We start from the raw sequence: 2,931 nt of genomic DNA on the forward strand, positions 1-2,931 counted from the left end.
GCAGGTCTGCGATCTTTTCACCGATGAGGAATGTTACAATTTCTTCAAAGCCGCCGGATATGAAACCGATTAAACGCAACGCGCTCTAGGGGAACTAGCCATTTTCCTGAATGTCGCTGGACGGTTTCCAATTTTTGTTCCTTTTCCGGTCCTGAAAGCACCCGTTTCCGGTCAGCTGATTTGGCATATCGCTGCACTTCCGCGAGAGTTTCATGGCCTGTCCAAGCTGCGATCTGGTGAGTTGTCGCACCTGCCTCAGCCAATGATTCGGCGCGGGCCTTTCTTAGGCCATGGGCCGATTTCCCGTCGGTCAGACCCGCGTCGGCAGCGGCTGAAGCGAACTAACTGCTGAACGCGTCAGAACCTGCGCAACTTCATGTCTGCAATCACCCATGTCACCGCTGAGGTTGACCGCCTGCTGACCTGGTTGTGGTCGAGTCCTCACGCCAACAACACGATGGTCGTGCTCTATTCGGACCATGGCTACCACAGCGGCGACAGATGGAGCTGGTACAAGTTCACGATATATGAGGAAAGCGCGCGAGCTCCCTTGATGGTCTATGTGCCGGGGCAGACCGCCAAGACCATCAACCCGCCGGTGTCGCACATGGACATCGGGCCGACCACTCTGGACTATGCCGGGCTTGCCCCAATGGATCATTGCCCCGGCATCAGCCTTCGGCCCTACCTACATCGAGGGGAGTGCCATCCCCGACCGCTGGGTGCCAACATTTTGGTATGGGTCGGCTAGTGTCACCGATGGCGAGACGCGCATCATCCAGTACCAGGATGGGTAGAGCGAGTTCTACGACATCAGTAACAACCAACACCTTGTCGATCCGCTGCCCGAAACAGACCCGCGCTTTGCGCCGGCTCTAGAGGGGCTGTTGCTGGAGTGCGACAAGCGCGGCTATCTGCTGGTCGAACAAGGCATGGCGGCCACCAAGGCATCGCCTTGGGTGGGCTTGCTGGGCGGCGAGGACACAGACCTGCCACCAGGCGCCAACTATGCCAGCATCGCACCTCGGACTCGCTATGCAGAGGCACCCGGATACAGGAAGCAAGTCATTTCTGTGGTCGGCAACAATGAGAACGTGATCCTTGGCGCGGATGCCGATTGGGTGAACATCTACACTGGTCGCGACGTGTCTGGCATTAGAATCACGGCCACAGGCAAGGTGAACCGCAAGATCTGGCTCAATGGCAACGCGACCTGTGCGATTGCGGAAATCAACATCGAGGACGGCGACAACTACAGCGTATCTGGAAACGGTGTTTGTCAAAGTAGTTGTCACCCGTATTCGTTTTCAGGCTGCGCGTTTTTCAGCGCCGCCCATGGGGCCTCCTCCGCCAGCTTTATGGGTGAGCGCGTCGTCGGCCCCATGGTGATCGCAGCACGGATCTGATCGCTCGGGGTTCAGCCAGACCGAGCCGATCGGCTGCCAATTGCGCGTGCGGCCTGACCATCTCTGGGGATTGGCCGCGCGAGCCGCCTCATAGACCTGAACGCGCTGCGGCAGGATGTCACCGTCCTGTCCGCGATGGCGAGCCTCGGGCGTCACGAAGCGGATCGCGCTGTGATGGTTCTCACCATTATACCAGCGCACGAAGCCCCCAACCCAGTTCCGCGCCTCCTCGAGAGAGGCGAAGCCGCGCACGGGCCAGTCGGGCCGGTATTTGCAGGTCCGGAACAGCGCCTCGGAAAAGGGATTGTCATTGCTGACCCGTGGGCGGCTGAAGGAGGCCGTCACCCCAAGCCGCTCCATCGTCGCCCGCATGGTCGCGCCCTTCATCGGGCTGCCGTTATCCGCGTGCAGAACGATGGGATGCGTCACGCAATGTTCGGCTCAGATCGTGCGCTCCAGCAGGGCGGCCGCATTTTCCGATGTCTCCCGCTCATGGATCTCCCAGCCGACGATCTTCCGGCTCCAGATGTCGAGCAGCAGGTAAAGATAGAAGAACCGGCCCGCGATGGGGCCAGGCAGCCAGGTGATGTCCCAGCTCCAGACCTGGCATGGCCCTTTGGCCTCGAAACTGCGCGGCGGCTTCATCTTGGACGGTCGGCGGGCGCGGCCCCGGCGATGGTTCTGGCCCGCGGCGCGCAAGACCCGGTAGAAGCTCGCTTCCGAGGCGATCCACTGTCCGCAATCGGCCAGGCGCGGCGCGATCTGGCTGGGCGGCAGGCTGGTAAATTCGGGCAGGCTGCAGGTCTCCAGGATCAACTGCCGCTCGGCCTCGCTCAGGCGATTGGCGGGCACCGGACGCTCCGCAAAGGGGCGGCGATCTTCGCGCAAAGAGCCCTCCGGATCCTGCCAGCGCCCGAGCATGCGAGGATGCAAGCCCAACTCGGCACAGGCAGCGGCGCGCCGGGCACCGTCGGTGACGGCCGCCTCGACCAGGGCAAGGATCTCGCGGCGCGTCTCGCGACAGAGGTCATGCGTCCTCTCCGTCCCTGCGGCCCCAGATCGCCTCCGCCTTTTTTCGCAAGATCATGAGGGCAGCGGCCTCAGCCAGAGCCTTTTCCTTGCGCGCAAGCTCGCGCTCCAGTTCCTTGATCCGCTTCTTGTCGTCTCGCGTTTCGCGCGCGATCCGGTGAGTGGCGGCCTCGTCCCAGTCATTCGCCCGCGCGCAGGCCTCTCGCCAGGTCCGGATCTGCTCGGCATAGAGAACGCGCTGGCGGCAATATTCACCCAGGTCGTGTTCATTGAGCGAGGCTGTCTCGATCACCGCCGCCAGCTTGTCCCGAGAGGTCCAGCCCTCCGGCGTGGCATAGGCATCAGGCAAAAACCGTCCCTTGGCCCGCGCCTCGGCGCGCCATTTCGCCAGCGTCGCGTAGGAAATCCCAGAGGTGGTCCGGAATTTCCGACCAGTTTGCCGCTTCGCTAAGCTCGGGCATGGGGGTTATGTCAGGCAGCGGCTTTCAGGTTCTGG

2 protein-coding genes and 2 pseudogenes are annotated in these 2,931 nt (G+C 62.1%); 2 read left to right on the top strand and 2 right to left on the bottom strand.

Annotated features, from left to right (window positions below; all coding sequences use genetic code 11):
- Nucleotides 1-44: 44 nt before the first annotated feature.
- Nucleotides 45-326 (bottom strand): annotated as a pseudogene (locus J0F76_RS20340) (tyrosine-type recombinase/integrase); the annotation flags it as partial.
- Nucleotides 327-364: 38 nt separating this feature from the next.
- Here J0F76_RS20340 and J0F76_RS20345 point away from each other — a divergent pair.
- Nucleotides 365-751: a sulfatase-like hydrolase/transferase gene (locus J0F76_RS20345; RefSeq protein ID WP_278250463.1), complete on the top strand. Its 387-nt coding sequence runs from the start codon at nucleotides 365-367 to the stop codon at nucleotides 749-751.
- Nucleotides 752-887: 136 nt separating this feature from the next.
- Nucleotides 888-1,406, top strand: a complete 519-nt coding sequence (locus J0F76_RS20350; RefSeq protein ID WP_207472273.1) for a hypothetical protein — start codon at nucleotides 888-890, stop codon at nucleotides 1,404-1,406.
- On the opposite strand, the pseudogene J0F76_RS20355 reads toward J0F76_RS20350, so the two are convergent.
- Nucleotides 1,407-2,841, bottom strand: a pseudogene (locus tag J0F76_RS20355) (IS3 family transposase); the annotation flags it as partial.
- Between the last annotated feature and the right edge of the window lie 90 nt (nucleotides 2,842-2,931).

Origin of the sequence: Paracoccus fontiphilus (assembly GCF_017356265.1) — a bacterium.
In the GTDB taxonomy this organism is placed as follows: Bacteria; Pseudomonadota; Alphaproteobacteria; order Rhodobacterales; family Rhodobacteraceae; genus Paracoccus; species Paracoccus fontiphilus.